The sequence below is a fragment of the Candidatus Moraniibacteriota bacterium genome (assembly GCA_016699385.1).
Taxonomy (GTDB): Bacteria; Patescibacteriota; Minisyncoccia; order Moranbacterales; family UBA1568.
This window is the reverse complement of record CP064974.1, coordinates 104539-123995: the sequence shown is the minus strand read 5'-3', so window position 1 is coordinate 123995 and position 19457 is coordinate 104539. Positions and strand designations below refer to the sequence as shown.

Annotated in this window: 24 protein-coding genes and 1 tRNA gene; 3 read left to right on the top strand and 22 right to left on the bottom strand. The window is 47.9% G+C overall.

Annotated features, from left to right (window positions below; translation table 11 throughout):
- Nucleotides 1-23: 23 nt before the first annotated feature.
- The 3 genes from rpsG to IPJ67_00520 all read right to left on the bottom strand — a co-directional run bounded on the left by rpsG (nt 24) and on the right by IPJ67_00520 (nt 1930).
- A complete protein-coding gene (gene rpsG, locus IPJ67_00530; protein QQR77626.1) occupies nt 24-491 on the bottom strand; it encodes a 30S ribosomal protein S7 in 468 nt (155 codons plus the stop codon).
- 126 nt (nt 492-617) lie between these two features.
- Nucleotides 618-1034, bottom strand: coding sequence for a 30S ribosomal protein S12 (rpsL, locus tag IPJ67_00525; protein QQR77625.1), 417 nt, complete (start codon nt 1032-1034; stop codon nt 618-620).
- Between the two features lie 167 nt (nt 1035-1201).
- Nucleotides 1202-1930, bottom strand: a complete 729-nt coding sequence (locus IPJ67_00520; GenBank protein QQR77624.1) for a site-2 protease family protein — start codon at nt 1928-1930, stop codon at nt 1202-1204.
- A gap of 109 nt (nt 1931-2039) precedes the next feature.
- Here IPJ67_00520 and rpmB point away from each other — a divergent pair, with 109 nt between their 5' ends.
- Both rpmB and mscL read left to right on the top strand, forming a co-directional pair.
- A complete protein-coding gene (gene rpmB, locus IPJ67_00515) occupies nt 2040-2216 on the top strand; it encodes a 50S ribosomal protein L28 (GenBank protein QQR77623.1) in 177 nt (58 codons plus the stop codon).
- Nucleotides 2217-2241: 25 nt separating this feature from the next.
- Nucleotides 2242-2673, top strand: a complete 432-nt coding sequence (gene mscL / locus IPJ67_00510) for a large-conductance mechanosensitive channel protein MscL (protein QQR77622.1) — start codon at nt 2242-2244, stop codon at nt 2671-2673.
- Between the two features lie 57 nt (nt 2674-2730).
- Here mscL and IPJ67_00505 read toward each other — a convergent pair.
- The 19 genes from IPJ67_00505 to lepB (IPJ67_00415) form a co-directional block, all read right to left on the bottom strand.
- Nucleotides 2731-2801 (bottom strand) — tRNA-Pro (locus tag IPJ67_00505).
- Between the two features lie 135 nt (nt 2802-2936).
- Nucleotides 2937-3146, bottom strand: coding sequence for a hypothetical protein (locus IPJ67_00500; protein QQR77621.1), 210 nt, complete (start codon nt 3144-3146; stop codon nt 2937-2939).
- Nucleotides 3147-4073: 927 nt separating this feature from the next.
- Nucleotides 4074-4682 (bottom strand): nucleoside-diphosphate kinase, encoded by a 609-nt coding sequence (locus tag IPJ67_00495; GenBank protein QQR77620.1) that lies wholly within the window; start codon nt 4680-4682, stop codon nt 4074-4076.
- 76 nt (nt 4683-4758) lie between these two features.
- Complete coding sequence (locus tag IPJ67_00490) at nt 4759-5466, bottom strand: ribonuclease H-like domain-containing protein (GenBank protein QQR77619.1); 708 nt, start codon at nt 5464-5466, stop codon at nt 4759-4761.
- 34 nt (nt 5467-5500) lie between these two features.
- Complete coding sequence (locus IPJ67_00485) at nt 5501-5701, bottom strand: DUF1508 domain-containing protein (protein ID QQR77618.1); 201 nt, start codon at nt 5699-5701, stop codon at nt 5501-5503.
- Nucleotides 5702-5758: 57 nt separating this feature from the next.
- The gene (locus IPJ67_00480; GenBank protein ID QQR77617.1) at nt 5759-6604 is read right to left on the bottom strand and encodes an MBL fold metallo-hydrolase; all 846 of its coding nucleotides are present in this window, start codon (nt 6602-6604) and stop codon (nt 5759-5761) included.
- A 31-nt stretch (nt 6605-6635) separates the two neighbouring features.
- Entirely contained in the window at nt 6636-7970 is a 1335-nt protein-coding gene (locus IPJ67_00475; protein QQR77616.1) for a ComEC/Rec2 family competence protein, read from the bottom strand.
- A 132-nt stretch (nt 7971-8102) separates the two neighbouring features.
- Nucleotides 8103-9443, bottom strand: coding sequence for a cell division protein FtsZ (gene ftsZ / locus IPJ67_00470; GenBank protein ID QQR77615.1), 1341 nt, complete (start codon nt 9441-9443; stop codon nt 8103-8105).
- A gap of 288 nt (nt 9444-9731) precedes the next feature.
- A complete protein-coding gene (gene lepB / locus IPJ67_00465; protein QQR77614.1) occupies nt 9732-10223 on the bottom strand; it encodes a signal peptidase I in 492 nt (163 codons plus the stop codon).
- A gap of 179 nt (nt 10224-10402) precedes the next feature.
- Entirely contained in the window at nt 10403-11239 is an 837-nt protein-coding gene (locus tag IPJ67_00460) for a hypothetical protein (protein QQR77613.1), read from the bottom strand.
- A gap of 43 nt (nt 11240-11282) precedes the next feature.
- Nucleotides 11283-11657 (bottom strand): hypothetical protein, encoded by a 375-nt coding sequence (locus tag IPJ67_00455; protein QQR77612.1) that lies wholly within the window; start codon nt 11655-11657, stop codon nt 11283-11285.
- A gap of 87 nt (nt 11658-11744) precedes the next feature.
- Nucleotides 11745-12992 carry a cell division protein FtsA gene (gene ftsA, locus IPJ67_00450; GenBank protein ID QQR77611.1) on the bottom strand — a complete coding sequence of 416 codons (1248 nt, stop codon included), beginning with the start codon at nt 12990-12992 and terminating at the stop codon, nt 11745-11747.
- Nucleotides 12993-13177: 185 nt separating this feature from the next.
- A complete protein-coding gene (locus tag IPJ67_00445; protein QQR77610.1) occupies nt 13178-13537 on the bottom strand; it encodes a diacylglycerol kinase family protein in 360 nt (119 codons plus the stop codon).
- Nucleotides 13538-13692: 155 nt separating this feature from the next.
- Nucleotides 13693-14148, bottom strand: a complete 456-nt coding sequence (locus tag IPJ67_00440) for a GatB/YqeY domain-containing protein (GenBank protein QQR77609.1) — start codon at nt 14146-14148, stop codon at nt 13693-13695.
- A gap of 11 nt (nt 14149-14159) precedes the next feature.
- A complete protein-coding gene (locus tag IPJ67_00435) occupies nt 14160-14414 on the bottom strand; it encodes a hypothetical protein (protein QQR77608.1) in 255 nt (84 codons plus the stop codon).
- A 119-nt stretch (nt 14415-14533) separates the two neighbouring features.
- Complete coding sequence (locus tag IPJ67_00430; protein ID QQR77607.1) at nt 14534-14881, bottom strand: histidine triad nucleotide-binding protein; 348 nt, start codon at nt 14879-14881, stop codon at nt 14534-14536.
- 31 nt (nt 14882-14912) lie between these two features.
- Nucleotides 14913-15440, bottom strand: a complete 528-nt coding sequence (locus tag IPJ67_00425; protein ID QQR77606.1) for a hypothetical protein — start codon at nt 15438-15440, stop codon at nt 14913-14915.
- 26 nt (nt 15441-15466) lie between these two features.
- Nucleotides 15467-16867, bottom strand: coding sequence for a histidine--tRNA ligase (locus IPJ67_00420; protein QQR77605.1), 1401 nt, complete (start codon nt 16865-16867; stop codon nt 15467-15469).
- Nucleotides 16868-16879: 12 nt separating this feature from the next.
- Nucleotides 16880-17533, bottom strand: a complete 654-nt coding sequence (gene lepB, locus IPJ67_00415) for a signal peptidase I (GenBank protein ID QQR77604.1) — start codon at nt 17531-17533, stop codon at nt 16880-16882.
- 460 nt (nt 17534-17993) lie between these two features.
- Between lepB (IPJ67_00415) and IPJ67_00410 the strand changes: the two genes are divergently transcribed.
- The gene (locus tag IPJ67_00410) at nt 17994-19409 is read left to right on the top strand and encodes an LCP family protein (protein ID QQR77603.1); all 1416 of its coding nucleotides are present in this window, start codon (nt 17994-17996) and stop codon (nt 19407-19409) included.
- Nucleotides 19410-19457 lie beyond the last annotated feature (48 nt).

Below are 19457 nucleotides of genomic sequence, written 5' to 3'. Positions count from 1 at the left end.
ATATTTATAAGAGAGAAGATTGTTTAGGCGAAGTGAGCAAAAGCTTTGTTGGCTTCCGCCATGCGGTGAACATCTTCACGTTTCTTCATGGCAAGACCGGTTTTGTTGGCAGCATCGAGAAATTCGTCGGCGAAGCGCTCCGCCATCGGCTTGCCCTTTTTCTTGCGACACACATCGCGAAGCCAACGCATCGCGAGCATTTGTCGGCGATCACCGGACACTGGAATCGGCACCTGATAGTTGGCACCTCCTACGCGACGGCTCTTGAGTTCAAGGAGTGGGGAAACATTCTTGATTGCCTGTTCGAAGACATTGAGTCCGCCCTTCTTGGTTCGCTCGCGGATAATCTCGAATGAATCGTAAATAATCCGCTCTGCCACGGTTTTCTTACCGTCCCACATAATCATACCGATGAAATGCCCGACTAATGGATTTCCATAGCGAGCATCAACTTTCCAGGTCTTATCAAATTGTCGTTTCCGTCGTGGCATAAGCGAGAAAAATTCAAGGAGTAAATCTCTGGTTTATAAAAATATGTTCCAAGAAAGCGAACATCACTTCGTGCAAAAACCTTATCGATATATTTAGCAAAAGAGATGAGGAGAAGTATGAGATGTTTATGCTTCCTTCGGACGTTTTGCTCCATACTTCGAGCGACTGCGCTTCCGATCGGCAACACCCGAAGCATCAAGTACGCCGCGCACAATGTGATAGCGCACACCTGGAAGATCTTTCACTCGTCCACCGCGAATCATCACAATGGAGTGCTCCTGCAAATTGTGTCCGATACCGGGAATATATGCAGTCACTTCCATACCATTGGTAAGGCGAACGCGAGCAATTTTCCGAAGCGCGGAGTTTGGCTTCTTCGGTGTCGTCGTCGACACCTTGAGACACACCCCTCGTTTGTATGGACCCGTCGAATTGGTCGGGTGGTTCTTGAGGGTATTCATTACAAACCCGAACGCAGGCGACTTTGACTTCTTGGAGGATGAGACCCGCGGACGGCGGACCAGCTGATTCAGTGTCGGCACAGGAGTAAAACTTAAAGACAAATAGATGAAAATATGAGAGCAATACGAACAAAAAAGCGACAACTCGCTTGCTTCCCGATAGTACGGGAAGTTTCCCCTCTTGTCAACAGCCACTACGAATATTCTCTTCCGGCAAGCAAAATGATATTTCTTCCACACCCAAATCTTCACGCTGCGATACTAAGGAAGAAGTCGAGAAATATGCCCAGTGGCCATTGAATCAAGAGTCCGAGCGGCGAGAAAATGACGAGAAGCAGAAAGACAAATCCATACTGCTCAAGGAAGATTACCGTCTCGGGGCGAAGTGACAAAAGCGGATACAAGAGCTTCGAACCGTCGAGTGGAGGAATAGGCACCATATTAAAAACCCCAAGTAGCACATTCCAGAAAATCACCATGAGAAGAAACCCGAGAAATATCCCTGGAAGCGACCCGGCGATTGCATCTGCAAAACCACCCCACCGATCCGACCACTCTCCCACGCGCCCGATAATGCCAAAGAACCGGGAAAAAATATCCTGTCGCTCAGCAAGGCTCACCGGAAGAACATGGGCAATAATTGCCGCGATAAATGCAAGCAAGAAGTTCGAACCCGGTCCAGCAAAAGCAACGGCAACCGGTCCCCATTTCTGATTCTTGAGATTGTAGGGATTGTATGGCACCGGCTTCGCCCAACCAAAGGCGAGACCCGTCGTAAAAAACATCATGAGCGGCACCACAATCGATCCCATGATGTCGATGTGAGAAACCGGATTGAGCGTCAATCGTCCAGAATACTGCGCCGTCCTATCACCAAGCCAGAGCGCAATAACACCATGTGCCACTTCATGCATGATGACCGTGTAGAGGAGAATAACGAGATAGAATCCAACGAGCACTAGTTCTTGGGGTGACATAAGCAACAATTGGAGCTAAAATGAAAGGCTCGAGAGAGAGCAGCGTCAAGTTGACGGAATGCCAACGCTATGATACCTTTTCTATCATACTTTTCCTAACGAATCAATTATGAGCAGAGTATGCGCCTTCTCCGGTCGCGGCACCGCCTCCGGAAACACCCGAAGTCACTCGAATATCGCCACCCGGCGTACGTTCAAAATAAACCTCCAGTCCAAAAAGATTGGTGGTGTCCGTGTGAAACTCAGCACCCGAGCCATTCGCACGCTTACCAAGGTCAAGAAATAGCCGCTTTCTACGAAATGACTGTCCTATGGCGTCGTTTATTGCAGAATTCAAATCATTTGCTATCAAAGGAAATGTCATCGACCTCGCTGTCGGCGTCATTATCGGAACCGCTTTCGGCAAAATTGTCACTTCCCTTGTGTCGGATATTCTTATGCCACCCATGGGACTCGTCCTCAACAAGGTAAACTTCTCCGAACTCTACTGGAACCTCTCGAGCACCCACTACCAGACACTCGAAGCCGCCCAGAAAGCTGGTGCACCGACACTCAACTACGGACTCTTCTTGACCAATATCATCGGCTTCGCTCTCACTGCATTCGCCGTCTTCATTTTCATCAAACAACTCAACCGCCTCCGCCCAGCAGGAAAAGACACTCCCTCTGCATCACCGAAACCTTCCAAACAAGAACTTCTTCTCACGGAAATACGGGATCTCCTCGCAGAGCAGAAAAAATAGAATTTTTCTCCAACTCTCGGCACCAAAAAATCTCCCCTCTCGGGAGATTTTTTCCTGTCGGGCTGCCGGGAATTGAACCCGGTCTACATCCACCCCATGGACGCGTACTACCGGTATACTACAGCCCGATATACAGACAATATCGACTTCCCACATAACCTATCACGCCCCCAAAGAAAAATCAAAAGGCGATGATGTTTGCATCGCCTTCTTCACATTCTTTACATCCTCAAATTTAAGAGGCTGTTTTCGTGTTCCTACCGTCAGATATTGTTCATGCCACTTTGAAATTGAACCATTTTGAATTCAATATCCCGTTTCTTTCGACGAAGACACCCTTTTTCATGTTCCGGAGTACGTGGATCCCTTAAACGTTCTTCAACATTCAGAAGCTGAAGTGACACATCCAATACAGCTTCCTCAAAACGCACAATACCCGCACCCGAAAGACCAGAATCATTCAGAAATAGCATATCGAGTTACTCCTCATTATCTTTGGACAAAAACGTGTTTCGTGTGAGAAGCACCATCTTCCACTACGACAACTCTTTTCCTAGGAGGCATTTCGAATGACTCCGGCATACCCACAAAATAAGGTCTTTGTTTTCTCTGGCAGTAATTACCTTCACCAGCAGACTTTCCGCTACGTTCTGCAGTAGTAGCCATTATGAAATCTCCACATGTTTTCTATTGTTAAATCAACAAAAATCCCGACTTATTTCGTCGGGTGTTTTTTCCTTTGCTTCTTTCTCCTCCTTTAGGACAACCCCGACGAATATATGTGCTTCTTGCGTGCAATGACGCCCACAAAGAAACGCAGGTCAAGAAGACCCCACCCTGCCGCACACATTACATTGTTCGTCGCTGTTGTCATGGTGAGAGTTTACTCCTGAGCGGAAACAGTTGTCAAGCAGGAAAAGAAGAAGGCAAGTCTCACCAGACTTGCCTCAGATACTCCACGAAATATTGAATCAAACGATTATTCTTCCCTGGAGGAGGTTTCCGGAGCCAATCCGACAGAACCAGCTATAACGGAAACCGCGCAAAAAAACGCATACGAAACACCGAGAGAGATTCGGAATCCATTTTGGGCGCACTTTGAACCCGTCCTGATAATTTCTCCACTATTTCCGCGGACCACAGCTGCGGAGAGGTCCAATACGTCCGCAACAACGATTGCTGGCGGTGGCAAACATTTCAACGGATGCAACATTTTACACCTCCCGTTCGAGTATAAAGACTTTTGATTTCCCTCTCAGCAAAGAACATTCCCTCTGCCACAGACTATGGCGCATCATAGCCTTTGTGTCAATAAGCACAAAATAAATATCAGCCTATACAAAAACCGATTTGCAGAAGAAGCAAATCGGTCTCGCAAAGTACAACTGAGCACTACTCAACTACTCCAAAATCCCATCCAAGTTCACATCGTAGAGAATCGCTTCCTGAACATGTCGGTAAGAAAGAAGCTCTTTTTCGGCAAACCAAATAGGAATCTCCTTCTCGGCTTCTGACGGATCACCAGAGGCGTGAATAAGGTTGCGGATAGAACGATTGCCTGTATCGGCAAGCTGATACGAATCCACGGTGAAGTCACCGCGAATCGTCCCCACATCACTTCCAAAGGGCTCGGTCGCTCCAGTCAACTTCCGGACAATACCCACGGAGCCATTGCCCTCCCACACCATCGCAACCACCGGTCCAGCAGAAAGATAGGTCGCATTTGACGTAAGAATCGCCATGCCATTCTCGCGAAACGTTGCGTACGGGGATTTCTCGCCCTTCTTTTCATACGCTGCAGATGCTTTCTTGCCAACATTTTCGAGCCATTCCTCACCGCCTACCATGTAGTGCTCCGTTGCCATTTCTGGCGTCGGGATAAGCATTTTCATGGCGACGAGCTTGAGACCACTACGTTCATACCGTCCGAGAATTTCTCCCATGAGCGATCGTTGCACCGCATCCGGCTTCATAATCACCAACGTTCGTTCTTTTTGTGCATTTCCCATACAAAATACAAAATGGCTTATTGAGAAAGAGTACCCGAAAAATCAGAAAGAATCAAGCGTCTGTAATGTCTCCGACTCAAAATCGCAAATACTGATCCCAATAGCCATAGAGTGCGCCGGTTGCTTCGATATCGCGGACATTGTACCGAGCAATATCTTTGAATCGCTTCTCGCGAAAAAATCTCGTGACACTATCCCCATCGATTCCCTCGCCCTTTGGTGTCGGGATACCAAAGGCGCGACACGCAAGATGCAAACTCGGTCGGCGACGTGTCGCTCCATAGAATGTCATCTGATCCATGAGATCGATATGCTTTGCGCCACGCTGAAGTGGAAGATAGCGATTTGAGAGCAGGTCGCGCGTCGGGCGAATCTGATGAACCGCCGACCGCATCATAAGAAACGGCACGTCAAAACCTCGCCCATTGAAGGTGACAAACGAATCGTATTTCTCAGCAACGCGCCAAAATTCTCCAATCATCTCTCCTTCTTCCATCGGCTTATACATAACGCCATTCTCTTCGAACGGTTCTGTTGATTCGCCTGGCGCTTGGAAGTAGACCGCCGACTTCCCTCGTTCGACATCGAGCATACCGATTGCCACAATCTCGCCGGTCAAAGGCGAAAAACCAAGACTATTTTTCACATCCTCAAGCGCCGATTGGTATTCTTGGTCGCTAAATGAATCCTCACGAATCCATCGTGTCAACACCTTCTGTGTCGTTTCATCAAGCGTATCGAAATCCTCTCCGATTGTCTCTATATCAAAAACCAGTGTCGACATAATACCAAATCAATAAGAATATGCTCTTCGCGTTTCATCCACCAGATGCTCGGCGAAAGATAACCGTCGTATCAACAATCTCTGCCCGTCCAGACTCCAATTTCACCAAATTGATAGCTTTCACAGCAGACTCCTTGGATTGATAGGCTTCGCTCGCACAAATCAACTCCCCATTCCCTGCGACCAACTCCCAAAAAAATTCTTCCCGAGGATTTTGTTTTATTTTGAATTTCATAGATGTTTTCTTTTTCTTCAGCATAGCGAGCCACAGAGGTTTCGTCAAAGCGACAACTCACGGCGATTGACAAGAAGCATCTGGCAAGACCGGACACGTATAGAGAATCGTCCCCGACACATCGGTACGAAACGTGCGAATAGCATGATTTGAGAGACGAGTCAGAACATCCTCTGCCGGATGTCCATAGGAATTCTTGCCAACTGAGATGACCGCTTCTTCCGGCGTCATACGATCGAGGAACGAATCGCTGGTCGAATATTTCGACCCATGATGCGCCACTTTGAGCACGCGAATATCAACCGCAGGAAGCACGGTTTCCTCCCGAGGGAGATCGCCCGTAAAAAGAAATGTGTCCTTCCCAACACGGAGGAGTTCAACAATACTCGACGCATTGGTATTCTTCGGATCCGACACAAAATCCCTCCCCGGGAAAAGCGTCTCGATTTGCATGTCGGAAGCAAAGGTGATGGTGAAGCCTGCACGAGGTTCAATCCTTCGAATACCATGCGCATCAACTTCTTTCCGAATAGCCCGCCCAATCGCCGATGTGTTGGGAAGTTCCGCCGAAAGGAGAATCCCCACCTTGTACCGAGACACCAAATCGGGAAATGCTCCGACATGATCCTGATCCGGATGCGTGAGCAATACCATTTCAATCGTCCGATCCCACGGAGAGAGCTGTCGCCCCAATTCAGAAAGAAGGGCACGACTATCATTCCCTGTATCAATAAGCAGCTGATTCGAACCATACGAGATAAGTATCGCATCGCCTTGTCCTATATTGAGAAATGCGACCCGCGCGAGAGGTCTTCCGTTTACACCAATCACAATCGCAAGAAAGATCGTCGCAACACCGACAATCAAGACAACAAGACCGATTATTTTCGTAGAAACCTTCATGGAAAACTCTTACCTAAAAATTCAGAGATAACTATCTAAATGACAACGCTGTGGGGAATTTCCGTCGAAGAAAGACGAGTGCCGTGCCTATACATCCATACCACAGAATTACTGCCCCTACGCCAAAGCTTGCCACCGAAACCGAAGCAAATGGTTGAGAGGCAAAGAAATGAATGATTTCAAGAATGGCACGCGAAACAAGAAATGCCGGAAAACCAAACACTGCAGCAAGTGACGGAAGTATTCCACCGAAACAAAATGCGAACACGCCACATATCATCGCGAGTGGCACCAATGGAAGAACGAGCACATTGACCGCGAGCGAAAGTGCTGGAAGCGCATGAAAATGAAACAGGATAATCGGCAACACGAAGAGCTCGGCAGCAAGAGTCGTAGCAACGACATCTCCCGCCCGGAGAGAAAGCAGTGCAAATGGCGTGACAAGAAAAATCCCAAGCGTCGCCGCAAAAGAAAGCTGGAAGCCAATATCGTATCGAAGAAGAAGCGGATTAATACACAGCATACCAACTGCCGCAAAGAGAATACCGTTTATCGGATTCCCCACTCTGCCCATCCTCGTCGCAAGAAGCGCCACCGAAACCATAACCGCCGCCCGCACCGCAGATGCTGGCGCACCCACAAGGAGCGTAAAAAACACAATGCCAATAAGGGCGCCCCAAAAAGCCTGTTGCCGATACAGCCCAAAGAAAATAAGCGCGTTTATGAATATGACCGCGATAATCGAAACATTGTACCCGGAAACAGCGACGATATGCGAAAGACCCGTGCGAGAAAACTCGTCCTGAATACCTTTCGACAATCGCCCGTCTCCACCGACTATCAGTCCGAGCACGAGTCCAGATTCCGGCTCCGGTATCGCCCGCTCCAATACCGTTTCCACTACCGTACGAGTTTCCCGAATCATGCGAGCAAAGATACTTCCTGACACCCCTTCTTTTTTCCATTCCTTTGGAAATCGACAAATAGAGCCGACGCCGTCTTTTGCGAGCACTTTCGGATAATCGAAGTCCGACGTGAATGATGTCGGTCTCTCCAAGGTACACGAGAGAGAAATCACATCGCCATCGGCTATATCAGCAAAAGAAGGAAAGGTGCCCAACACTCGAGTCGAGGGACAAGAACTCTCTCCGCACGAAATTGGCTTCAGAAGTGCTTGCTTCGCATGCTCTGTCTGCTTGACTCGATCGATAATGATGGCGCGTTCGAGATGCACTGATGCGTCTGGGAGTGTTTCCCATTTCGATACAACCTGCGACGCTCGAAACCACGATCCAAAGAACAAAACAAGAAGTACAATCACGCATGCTACCAGAGCAAAAAACCTTTCAAAATGCCATACTGTCATCCCAACGATAGCCACGGCACACACAAAGAGTGCTATACCAAGAGACCATGAAAAAAAGAGACCGATTCCGGTCCCTCCGATGCTACAAAGCATCCCCATCCGAAATACCCGCGAAGCCGTCATAGACAGAAATCAGTTCTTCTTCATTTTCCTCCGAATGAAAGCTGGGACTTCCAAATCATCTTCATCAGAAAAGTCATCCTTCGCATCACCATGAATCGGTGTCGTTCGAGGCGCTATCTTTTCTTCGATAATCATTTTTGGCTCCAGCTTCCGCGTTGGAAACATTCTTCCATTAGGATCTTCCGTCGGTTGTGTCAATTCATCAGTTGATTCCTCTCGCTGAGAAGTTCTCTCCACTGACTCAAACGATGTCGATGCTACAGGAGTCTCGCGGACAGGAACCGTCTCACGGACAACACGACGATCATCGTGCACATCCCGATGATTATCATGTTGATCATCTTTCATTGCCGAGACGCGAGAGAGCTTCCGGAACGGATCCTCAACCGTCCGCCCGTTATCAAACCCGGTCGCCACAACCGTAATCTGCACCTCACCCTTCCTCACCTGATCATCGGAAACCGCACCAAAAATGACTTTGGCATTTGGATCGATGTTTTCTGTGATAATATTTGCCGCCTCATTAATTTCGAGCATCGTGACGTCGCTCGATCCGGAGATGTTGAAGAGGACTCCCTTGGCACCGTCAATTGAAAGATCGAGCAAGGGGCTATTAATTGCCGCCTTTGCCGCTTCCATAGCACGATTTTCACCCGAGGCGATACCGATACCCATAAGTGCACTACCACTATCCTCCATAATCGCACGCACATCGGCAAAGTCGACATTTACGATACCTGGTCGGGTAATAAGATCTGATATGCCTTGCACCCCCTGGCGAAGCACGTCATCCACAATACGAAACGCATTGATGAGGGTCGTCTTTCGATCGATAATGGAAAGAAGTTTGTCATTTGGAATTGTAATCAGTGCATCCACGCGCTCCTGCATATTGCGAAGTGCTTCTTCGGCAATCGCGCGTCGTTGGGCGCCCTCGAATGCAAACGGCTTTGTCACCACACCAACCGTGAGTGCGCCGATTTCCTTGGCAGTCTCAGCGACAATAGGCGCCGCACCCGATCCGGTTCCCCCACCCAAACCACAGGTGACAAACACCATGTCGGCACCCTTCAAGACTTCCTGGATTTCATCACGATTCTCTTCGGACGCCTGCCGACCGATTTCCGGATTCATACCGGCGCCAAGCCCCTTGGTCAGATTTTTTCCGATGTGAATTTTTTCACTCGCGCGCGAGTGATGAAGCGCCTGCGCATCAGTATTAACAACAACAAACTCAACACCCTTGATCTTCGCTTCGATCATGCGCGAGACGGCATTGCATCCCGATCCGCCAACGCCCACGACTTTTATTTTTGCAAAGGTTTCTATTGCCGGTTTGATTTCAGCCATACGCACGAAAGAGGTTTAGGCAAAGAGAGAATACACTTCCTGAACTCCCAGAAGGAGAGCAAACAAAAAAACGGACTTCATGAGAATGCCCCACTTTATCACGAGGCAAAAAACAGTGTCAAGAAAAGCCAGCCCGGACGTGCCCCCGAGATACGGAGAAAACTCCACACATGAGGACACTCTCGGAAACTGGCTTGTATATCTTTTTTTGGAATCCTGCAGAAGAGTCGCCCCCAGAAGACCCTCGCTACCGCGCAGTGTATCAGAGAATCAAGAAAAGCTCAAATGCTACCGTCCCCACACCTTTCCCAACAAATTTTTCCGCTCAACAAAGCCAAATTGTGACGAATCCAAAGAACCTGTCGCCACCTCTCCAAATATGAGAAAGGAATCAGGTGGAACAATCCCATGGAATTGCTCCTGGTATGATTTCCAGAGCTCTGCTCGAACAGGAGGAAGATGATATGGAACACCAAGTGAGTTCTTCAGTGTCTCATTATTCACCAGGAATATGCCCTCTCCGTCTGGAAGAATACTCACACCGAAAGCGTCGTCAGGAATCCCTCGAATACGTTTTAAGATTGGCGATTCATTTCCAAGGAAAGAAGCGAGAACACTATCGTCTCTCTCAGGAATATGACAAGCATACCATCCAAAAGAAACTTTTATCGTATCCCCCGGAAGGAATAGCGGCTCCATGGAAACCCCTCGAACAATCCTCGTCTCGAGAGAGTGCGGGCACGTATTATTTAATACCGGAACAACGTTCGAAAATTTCATTTTCCAAACAAAGATGCCTACTCCGCCAAAAAGAAGCACGCACAGAAAGAACAAACAAAGCAACCGTATCATACTCGATTCCAAAGAAAGAGCCTCTTCACCACAGAAACGCAGTGTCAAAAGAATCACAGAGACTCATTTGCCAATCATCCTCCAAAGAAACAGAGGGAGTTACTCGACTACCTGGGAGCACAGAGACAATAAAAAGTTCTATAGGATGCAGATCCTTGGATGTCATCAGTCGAATAAACTTCACCACATTCATACGAAGCATCTGCTGCACCAGAACAGTTAACCGCTGAAGCATAGACTGCCTTGCATCCCTTTCCCCACACTGACTGAATGCTCCCACCAGTCAGTGACCCAAAGCTCCCAGTGCACCCCCCACTCACTCCACCACTACATGAGCCGCCGCCTCCTGCAGCATCCACATACCCCTTTGTTGCCACATCGCTTGAGCTTGCCGGAGCCGCGACATTTGTCACTCGATTACCGCTTGCATTGATACCGGAATACGCTTTAAGCAATCCACCTATACCAAGCGCTCCTTTTTTGTACTGCGATTCAGATCCAGTTGTCACATAGACATTGCTATCCACTGCCGGAGTACTCTGTGCGAGCACAGATCGAACAATACGCTTTTCCGTGCCGAATATTCCTGTTGTCTCTATAGAGGCAACGTCACCGAGTGATTCCGAACAACCCATCGGCTGATCAGAGCTATCGCGGAATACCACTTGATATTCTCCCGAAGAATTCTTTCCTGATATAATACCGTCTTCGCAAATTCCATTGAGACGAGTAATCGCATCACCTTCACTCAGATTCTTCATTTCTTCAATAACCGCTCTCGAGCCCATATCAGCTGCCTGAAAAGCAGTAAATCCCGGAACAGAATCCGCATTCCCTCGGCGAACAAGAAAGACTACCCCTCCAGAAACAACGAGAACTGCAAGAACAAACAAAGATTTTCGAAAGAACTGCGCGACCTTCGAAGATGAAGATTTGTGTCTCATATATATTTTTTTAAAAACACCAAAAAAACCAGCTCCTATTTAATTATTGAATGACTTTCCTATCGAGTTCCATTTGTTGAACATCTGTTGAGGAGAGCACATTTTTCCCAACCTTCTTTCGGAGGAGATCAAGATCGATAGATTGCTGTTCGATATTGCCCAGAGGTGCTCCCGATTGAAGCGAGTCAAGTGCTGAAGAATCTGCAGATTGCGTCGTATCCTGAGGCTCCGAAAGTGCCGGATTGAGAGACATTGTGTATTCCGGAGTTATCCCTTCCGCCACATCTTGAGTCGGACTCGACGGGGAGCCTCTTCGTGCAAGAAAAAAGAGGAAGACAATAAGAGGAATACCTACAACAAAGGCGAGAAGCAATCTCTTCGGAAGTGAGAGAAATTGCAAAGATTGAAAAGAAAACATAGAAAAATATTAGAATGACACCAGTAGTATACCACGCGATACACTTCTCAAAATCGCCACCGGATTCCAATCCAAATATGAAGCTAGCTAGGGTAAAAACTTTCCGAGAAATTTCTTTGTTCGACTCACAACATCATGAACTTTCGTAGTAGCCATCCAAGATGAATGTCCAGAGACATGATCGGTATTTGCCTCTGCCCACAGTATGAGACCGATTGCTGTCGCGAATTCCGGATCGTCTACACGATCAAGTACGCCGCCGAGTGGTTTCGGATAGCCAATTTGCGCCGGCAATCGAAGCGTTTCTTTGGCGAGATCGACAAGTCCAGGGAGCTTCGCTCCACCACCCGTCAGTACGATTCCTGCCGGCAATAGTCCCGACCGACCAATCGCCTTCAGTTCTTCGTCCACATAATGAAACAATTCTTCGACGCGCGCTTCGATAATTTCCGCAACATGTCGACGCGAGACAGCACCATCCTCTGTGCTATTTATTTCCGCAAGATCGATATCTTCACGATGATCGATATCGCCAGGAAGTGCGCTTCCATAGCGAAGCTTCACTTCTTCAGCGACATCAATAGATGTGCGCAAACCAATAGCAATGTCATTCGTAATATGCCCCGATCCAATAGGCAGAATTTTCACATGCAACAAATCACTCTCTTCAAAGACAGCGAGTGACGTTGTGTTGGCACCGATATCAACGAGCGCCACACCAAGCTCTCGCTCACGCGCACCGAGAACCGCTTCCGACGCGGCAAGTGGCGCCACAACAAATTGTTCAAGTGATATATTGGCTTGTTCGAGTACTCGAGAGATATTCTTCGTATGTTGGGAAGCGTCTCCGATGATAAGTGCCGCTACTTCGAGACGAACACCACTCATACCCAGAGGATCCTTGATGTTTTTCTCATCATCGAGGCGATACTGCTTGGGAATAATGTGGAGAATTTCCTGATTCGGAGAGAGTGTTGCCGAATTCCTCGCTTGCTCAAGCACACGATTCACATCATCCTCCAGCACTTCGCCATCTGCCTTCCCGACAGCAACGACGCCGCTTGTTTCACGAAAAAACACCTCATGCCCGCCGAGCGCGACAACGGCATGGTCCACGGTAAACCCCGCCATTCCTTCAGCACGTGAAATAGATTCGAGAAGCGCGCGAATCGCCCCTTCCATATCAACGACCGACCCACGCCGAACACCCGAAGACGGCATCGATCCAACGCCGACCACGCGGGGAATATCACGGTCTTTTCCCGGAACGGCAATAACGGTCCGGATAGTTCCGGATCCGATATCAAGACCGACAACACAGCTACTCTTTCCCATACGAAAAGTAAGAGAGGAACCAAAACAAAAGACACTTTCGCAAACAAACTAATGGAGAACGCACAAGTGAAAAACAAACTCAAAAAAACGAACTCAAAACATCGTATTCGAAAAATATATTTTGTTCATCGCAGTCTATCAGAGATAGTATACCACACAACCGTGAAACGATATGCGAGGAGCGCCTACAGAAACATATTCAATATCCTTGGAATGAATATGGCAAGTCCTACCAAAAGCGCCCCTCCAGCAGAAACCAAAACCGCCGCCGCCATGACATCTTTGATAATGCGAGCATACGGATGAATGCGTGGCTGCAACACATCCATAATTCGTTCCACGGCAGTATTGACCAATTCAAGCGTCAGCACCCAAGCAATACAAAGAATAAGCGCCACTCGCTCCAATACGGAAAGGTCGAAGACAAGCATACCCAGAATGACGACGCCTGCTACAAAAAGTTCAATCTGAAAATTCCGCTCGCCGCGAAGCACATAGCGAAACCCCCTCGCCGCAAACGAAAAACTTCTCACGGTCCGATTCATAGGAGTCGTTCAATCAAAATATTACGTTGACTCAATATTACCACGACTTCGTGCGTCCCAAAAATTCCCAAACATTTTATTCACGAAGAAGTCACTAAAAAACGACACCGGCACAGAAGTGCCAGTGTCGTTTCATATGATTGTACGGAAGCACACTACGAGCCTAGGAGATTCTCTGTTATACGGCGAACATCATTCCCCGAGGCATTCGCGAGCGACTTCATAACTAGTCCCATAACTTTCCCCATATCCTTTCGTGATGTCGCCCCTGTTTCCGCGATCGCTCTTTCAACGGCCTCGCGTATCACACTTTCATCTGGTGCAACCGGTAAATAGGCAGCGAGAATCGATTTCTCTTGCTCTTCTTTCTCGGCAAGCTCATCCCGATTACCAGCACGGTATTGCCGAGCGCTATCCTCACGCTGTTTAACACTCCGTCGCAATACAACGAATACATCTTCATCGGACAATTCGGAAAGCGACATTCGCTTCTCAAGTGCCGCATTTTTGAGAGCGCTCTCGAGAAAGCGGAGCGTATCACGGCGAAACGAATCGCCCGAGCGCATCGCTTCTTTCATATCTTCATGCACTGCCGATATGAGCCTTGTCATAGAAAAGCACGTTATCGATTGAGACGCTTCCGAACTTCACGGAGTGATTCATCATCGAATTTGCCAAGTTTCTTCAGGCGATCAATTTCCTTACGAATCTTGACCTTGTAGAGCGCTTCTTCGCGCCGCTTTGTTCGACTCTTTTCTTCGAGACGGAATCGATTCTTTCGGACACGCTGAAGCACACCGCTTTGCTGAACGCGACGAGAAAACCTCCGGATCATACTTTCCGGCGTTTCACGATCTTTCTTGCGAATATGAATCATATCAAAAACCTCCTTTCGTAAAGCCCTCATCACTGAAGGCTCTCGCCTATAGCGCTACAGCACATTCTTTCCAAAGCACCATAGGCGAAAGCTCCAAACACAAAAAGATTTCATCTTTCTCAAACCAGGCGAATGTCCTCATGGAGGCGAGCCCCTCCGATAAGGTGCAGGTGAATATGCGGGATTTCCTGTCCACCATCCCTCCCCACCCGAAAGAGCAGTTTATACCCTTTTTCGGAAATATTCAAGTGCCGCGCCACATCGCGAGCAACCATGACCATTTTCCCCACCAGTAAAGCATCATCCGGATTGAGGTCGTTTATCGAAGAAATTTCTCGCTTCGGAATGACCAAGACATGTACCGGCGCGAGTGGATGAATATCTCGAAATGCTATCACCTCATTATCCTCGTAGAGGATGTCTGCCGGGATTTCCCTGTCAATAATCTTGGTAAAAACAGTCGACATAATAGGAAAGCTATTTTCAAAATTCACCCCCTTAAAATCTCGGGCTCATTGGCACACTTCTCGGAGTTGATTTCGGCGGAGTAAACCGAGACAATCTCGGAGTTGACTTTCCACTATCTAATCCGCCAGACACACCCGTTGCTTTTTTTGACATTGAATACCTCGATGAAGACATATCCGCATGAGGAGAACCTTGCCTCATTTCATCATTGCTCCAATCCTTCTGATAAAGATACCGGCGAGTGCCTGCTGGGAGAAGTTTTTTTGCAATTTTTTGAGCAAGTGGCACAGCTTCTTTCCAGGCATTGATATTCGCTGCCTTGCCACTTCTGAAATAGCCTAGAACTTCACGAAGTCCATTTCGAGTCAGCCTCCCACCAGGAGTCCGCGTCGCCACTTCTTTCATCTTGTCATAGAAAACTTTCCTTTCATCTTTCTTATCCAGAATATCGGCGATATCTTTGTCAGCCAAAAGATCCTTCATTACTTTGCTGTACTTGAAGTTCTCATATTTCATTTCCTTCGCAGTAAACACGGTATCGCTCGAAAAGAATCCCATACAATTCATCTGAAATTTATTGAACGCTATTTCCCATTCCCATTGTGATTTATTTGCACATTGCCTTTGAGGATTTTTTTGATCGCGCCAACGAGTTTGTCTTGTCGTACCATTTCTTGTGTGCCACTTACCATATCTTTGACGATCGCCGTTCCATCAAGAGCTTCCTTCTGCCCAATAATAACCGTGATTTCGGCGGCAACACGATTAGCTGCACGAAGCTGCGCCTTGAGATTCCCTCGCCCGAAACTCTCTGCCACAAGTATGTCATTTTTTTGAAGATCCGAGAACACTCGAAGGCTTTTCTTCTTGGCGCAATCGCCAAGCTGCGCAAGAAACACCTTGGGTCGCGATTCTCGATAGGGCTTGCCGCCGAGTCGTATCATCTCAAGAACCAACCGATCCATGCCGAGCGCAAAACCAATTGCCGGCGTCTGCTCACCACCAAGTGATTTAATGAGTCCATCATAGCGACCGCCACCGCCAAGAGATGCTTTCTTCCCATTTCGTTCAGTGCTTGTCGAATAAATTTCGAATACGGTCTTTGTATAGTAGTCGAGTCCGCGCACCAATCGCGGATTCACAACATACGGCAGTTCCAACTCGTCAAGATATTCCAAAAGAAGTTTGAAATGCTCACGCGAATCCGCATCAAGATAGTCCGCCGACTGAGGAGCATTTGCCGTCACTTGCACACACTTATCCTCCTTGCAGTCGAGAACGCGGAGCGGGTTCAAGAGAAGACGATCCTTGCAATTCTGACACAGCTTATGTCGTTGAGACTCGAGATACCGCACCAAAATTTTCCGGTATTCTTTCCGACCTTCCAGTGTCCCGATGCTATTTACTTGGAACTCGATATTCTTGAGTCCCAGCTGCGTCAAGATTCGAGCCGCAATCTGGAACACCTGCGCATCAAGAATGGCATCCGATTCGCCGAAAATATCAAAATTCGCCTGCCAATGCTCGCGATAGCGCCCCTCCTGTGGTCGGTCATATCGGAAGAGTGGTCCTGTTGAAAAAAGCTTCACCGGTTTCGGCAAGGACTGCATGCCATGCTCGATGTAGGCGCGAGCAATGCTTGCAGTCAATTCTGGTCGAAGGGCTGCCTTATCACCACCACGCGTTTCAAAGAGATAGATTTCTTTATCAATAACATCCGTCCCCGTTCCGATAGAGCGAATGAAAAGATTCGCATACTCGGCAATCGGAGTATCAATTCGCTGAAAGCCGAATTCCTGACAGGCGCTCGCAAGAAGTCGACGGATTCGCTCCCAATACGGCTGTTCATCGGGAAGAATATCTCGCATACCGCGAAGCGTTTGCAAAAGCAATGGTTCTTTCTGTTCCTTTGTGGCGACTGATTTCTTCTCGGGAGCTGATTTTTTCTTCGAAGATTCTTTTAGTGAAGATTCAGTGGATGACATAGTTAAGGAGGTTTAGAAAAAAGTGAGACGACTAAACGGCCACGCACGCAACATCACTTTGCCGGTAATACGATCTTTTGAAACAGGGCCGAAGGCACGAGAGTCCTTGCTTGCTGTACGATTGTCGCCCAAAAGGAAGTATTCATTGTCACCAAGCGTCAATACCCTATCCCCTGTCGTCTCTACGGATGGCAGAAGGTATGTTCGCTCATTGAGAACGAATCCTCCCGGAGCCTGCGCATTTTTGATAATGATGTGAGAATTGTTAATCTCTATCGTCTCGCCCGGCAGTCCGACGACTCGCTTAATAAAAAACTGTCCGGTGATACCTGGCGGACGAAAGACCACGGCATCGCCGCGATGCAATTCCTTAAACGGCATCACATTCAACAAATTTGTCCCGCCAAATCCGACACTCGTCTCTTTGTAACCAAACTCACCAACAACGAGATATTCTCCATCATGGAAATTCGGTTCCATGCTTGATCCCTGTACAAAAAACGGCTGGAAGAAGAAGGCGCGGACAGGTATAATGATAATCAGCGCAAGAATAACGATTTTCACGATTTCCCACAGAAATCGCCCAACGCCATAGACTTCTTCGTCATCAAATGTCTCTTGATACGAATCGGTATTTTTGGAGCGAGACGGTTCGATATCGTTCATACAGTGCTTTCAATGGATTGGGCGATGCGCATCTGGAACTCCTTCAGCGCTCTCTATAAAAATTCTTTTTCCCCGTTGGAAGAGCTCTTGGAAAGAGTCAATCTCCGAATACACAAGCTAACCTTCACAGAATATCACGCGCATTCGACGCTTGGCAAGACAACACTTATACAGAAATATTTCCATGGATAGCCTTCGCAAAAAAATTTCCCCACAAAGGAACACACGCCCCGCTCCCAGCATTACGCATACCGCTCTCCCAAAGCATTTCGAGAGAGTCCTTCCTTCGAGTAATCGCTTTCATGGTCCGCGAAATACCGCGAACATACGCAAGCAATGTCCACCTCGACGCCGCAAAACGCTTCTGCGATTTCTTGTTTGGACATTCGTACTCTTCACACTGACTGCCATTTCCACGCTCGGATATCTCTCTTGGAAAGTCGGTGGAGCTACAAGATCTATGAGCATCAGTCCACAAGAGACACAAGAGAACACAGCACTTTCCGATACGATTCATGGTGCAACATCACTCCTCACTCCCATTCTTCATCGTGAGAGATTGCCTCTCCCTGGCGAGAGTGACGGACGCACAAATATCCTTCTCCTTGGAAAAGCAAACGAAAAAACCGCCGGACAAAATCTCACCGACACTATCATGATTGCTAGTTTTGATTTCTCTCGAAAAAGGATTGCCCTTCTCTCACTCCCTCGCGATCTCTACGTCGAAATACCCGGAACACATACTTTCACCAAACTAAATGCTCTCTATCAAATAGACCAAAACAACAAAGCTAGCGCCGAAACGATAAAGCAAGCTGTCTCAAACATCATCGGACTCCCCATACACGCCTTTGCAACACTCGACTACGATGGATTCATTAACATCGTAAACCTGGTCGGCGGTGTCAGCATCTATGTCGAGCAAGACCTCTTCGACTCCAGATTCCCCGGACCAAATTACAGCTATGAAACATTCTCCATCAACAAGGGCTGGCAAGACCTCGATGGCGCGACCGCTCTCAAGTATGTGCGCGAACGACACAGTGACCCAGAAGGCGACTTCGGACGCGCCAAACGCCAACAAGCTATTCTCTCGGCTTTAAAGAAAAAGGCATTCTCTCTCAAGATACTCTTCAACCCCTTTGCCGTTTCAAATATCATTAATACACTTGGAGACCACATTCGTACCGATCTCTCCCTAGAAAATATGCAGAGCCTCATCGGACTTGCCGATGACTTCGACACAACAAACATTGCAACTGCCGTCGTTGATGCTTGGAAAAAAGACAGTCTCCTTCGAGTCTCCCATGTTCCCGTTGGTCCAGTAGCTATGTTTATTTTGCTCCCTCGTACAGGAGACTGGAGCGAAACACGAGAGCTTGCTCGCGATATCTTCGACCTCGACAAGCTCAAGGCTCGACAAGAAGCTATTGAGGCAGAGGATGCTCATGTCACCCTCATCAACCAGTCAGATACGCCAACACTCAGCGCACGAGTCGCTCGATTCCTCAGTGAAAATTTGCACATACAGCATGTACACATAGCGTCGACAACGCATTCAACAGAAGATTTGCCACCGAGAGGCGGCGCCCCGCTCGATACCAGCATCATCTTCCGCCGCGGTGGCACAGAGGCTGTTTACACAACTGACGAAATTGCCACAAAACTCTCCCTCCGCATAGCTGACCCAAATAATCCTCCTGCCGGTATCTCATTTAATGAGAGTGATGACAGCAGTATACTCATCTTCCTCGGGAATGATATTGCCAAACGCCTCTCATTCGAAGAAGATACCATGGACGACATTCAGAATGCCGAGAAAGATCCTGCTTACCAGAAGCAAATCGATACCGCTCTCACATCAAGAGAAAAATAACCGCCATCACATATACCGTATTTTCTCCCTCTAATTTCTTCATCTCTC

What these genes read in the sequence shown, in the direction of transcription:
- IPJ67_00410 (QQR77603.1), top strand. Translation starts at nt 17,994, where the DNA reads ATGAGCATCAGTCCACAAGAGACACAAGAGAACACAGCACTTTCCGAT.
- IPJ67_00495 (QQR77620.1), bottom strand. Translation starts at nt 4,682, where the DNA reads ATGGGAAATGCACAAAAAGAACGAACGTTGGTGATTATGAAGCCGGAT.
- IPJ67_00490 (QQR77619.1), bottom strand. Translation starts at nt 5,466, where the DNA reads ATGTCGACACTGGTTTTTGATATAGAGACAATCGGAGAGGATTTCGAT.
- ftsZ (QQR77615.1), bottom strand. Translation starts at nt 9,443, where the DNA reads ATGGCTGAAATCAAACCGGCAATAGAAACCTTTGCAAAAATAAAAGTC.
- mscL (QQR77622.1), top strand. Translation starts at nt 2,242, where the DNA reads ATGGCGTCGTTTATTGCAGAATTCAAATCATTTGCTATCAAAGGAAAT.
- rpmB (QQR77623.1), top strand. Translation starts at nt 2,040, where the DNA reads ATGAGCAGAGTATGCGCCTTCTCCGGTCGCGGCACCGCCTCCGGAAAC.
- IPJ67_00455 (QQR77612.1), bottom strand. Translation starts at nt 11,657, where the DNA reads ATGTTTTCTTTTCAATCTTTGCAATTTCTCTCACTTCCGAAGAGATTG.
- IPJ67_00485 (QQR77618.1), bottom strand. Translation starts at nt 5,701, where the DNA reads ATGAAATTCAAAATAAAACAAAATCCTCGGGAAGAATTTTTTTGGGAG.
- IPJ67_00520 (QQR77624.1), bottom strand. Translation starts at nt 1,930, where the DNA reads ATGTCACCCCAAGAACTAGTGCTCGTTGGATTCTATCTCGTTATTCTC.
- lepB (QQR77614.1), bottom strand. Translation starts at nt 10,223, where the DNA reads ATGAAATTTTCGAACGTTGTTCCGGTATTAAATAATACGTGCCCGCAC.
- rpsG (QQR77626.1), bottom strand. Translation starts at nt 491, where the DNA reads ATGCCACGACGGAAACGACAATTTGATAAGACCTGGAAAGTTGATGCT.
- IPJ67_00440 (QQR77609.1), bottom strand. Translation starts at nt 14,148, where the DNA reads ATGACAAGGCTCATATCGGCAGTGCATGAAGATATGAAAGAAGCGATG.
- ftsA (QQR77611.1), bottom strand. Translation starts at nt 12,992, where the DNA reads ATGGGAAAGAGTAGCTGTGTTGTCGGTCTTGATATCGGATCCGGAACT.
- IPJ67_00445 (QQR77610.1), bottom strand. Translation starts at nt 13,537, where the DNA reads ATGAATCGGACCGTGAGAAGTTTTTCGTTTGCGGCGAGGGGGTTTCGC.
- IPJ67_00420 (QQR77605.1), bottom strand. Translation starts at nt 16,867, where the DNA reads ATGTCATCCACTGAATCTTCACTAAAAGAATCTTCGAAGAAAAAATCA.
- IPJ67_00475 (QQR77616.1), bottom strand. Translation starts at nt 7,970, where the DNA reads ATGACAGTATGGCATTTTGAAAGGTTTTTTGCTCTGGTAGCATGCGTG.
- IPJ67_00500 (QQR77621.1), bottom strand. Translation starts at nt 3,146, where the DNA reads ATGCTATTTCTGAATGATTCTGGTCTTTCGGGTGCGGGTATTGTGCGT.
- IPJ67_00425 (QQR77606.1), bottom strand. Translation starts at nt 15,440, where the DNA reads ATGGGATTCTTTTCGAGCGATACCGTGTTTACTGCGAAGGAAATGAAA.
- IPJ67_00435 (QQR77608.1), bottom strand. Translation starts at nt 14,414, where the DNA reads ATGATTCATATTCGCAAGAAAGATCGTGAAACGCCGGAAAGTATGATC.
- IPJ67_00460 (QQR77613.1), bottom strand. Translation starts at nt 11,239, where the DNA reads ATGAGACACAAATCTTCATCTTCGAAGGTCGCGCAGTTCTTTCGAAAA.
- IPJ67_00430 (QQR77607.1), bottom strand. Translation starts at nt 14,881, where the DNA reads ATGTCGACTGTTTTTACCAAGATTATTGACAGGGAAATCCCGGCAGAC.
- lepB (QQR77604.1), bottom strand. Translation starts at nt 17,533, where the DNA reads ATGAACGATATCGAACCGTCTCGCTCCAAAAATACCGATTCGTATCAA.
- IPJ67_00480 (QQR77617.1), bottom strand. Translation starts at nt 6,604, where the DNA reads ATGAAGGTTTCTACGAAAATAATCGGTCTTGTTGTCTTGATTGTCGGT.